The 360-nt window shown below is 57.0% G+C and carries 1 protein-coding gene; it reads left to right on the top strand.

All coding sequences use genetic code 11. The features are described from left to right. A partial coding sequence (locus tag AC1D0P_RS32440; RefSeq protein WP_477680473.1) for a LysR substrate-binding domain-containing protein occupies positions 1-322 on the top strand: 322 nt, incomplete at its 5' end. Positions 323-360 lie beyond the last annotated feature (38 nt).

Below are 360 nucleotides of genomic sequence, written 5' to 3'. Positions count from 1 at the left end.
CATCAACCTCAGGCTKCCMACATATGGCGGTTATCTGGTCTGGGAATTCGAGAAGGACGGACGGGAGGTGAAGGTCCGTGTCGATGGTCCGCTTGTGTTCAACAATTCCGCTATGGCCATGAAGGCGGCGCTCGGCGGTGCCGGCATTGGTCACTTTCTTGAGGATCACGCATTGGAGAACATTCGCGCGGGACGCCTGATTCCAGTGCTCGATGACTGGAGCCCGCCTTTCGCAGGCTATCATTTATACTATCCGAGCCGCCGCCAGATGTCTCCGGCGTTCGCGGTTCTCGTCGATGCGCTGCGCCACCACGCGCCTTGATCCTGATTTGTGAATTATTCTCAAGAACACATGCCGGA

The organism is Polaromonas sp. P1_G2 (assembly GCF_056405515.1).
Note: the sequence above shows the minus strand (reverse complement) of the source record. Positions and strands in the feature narration are given on the sequence as shown.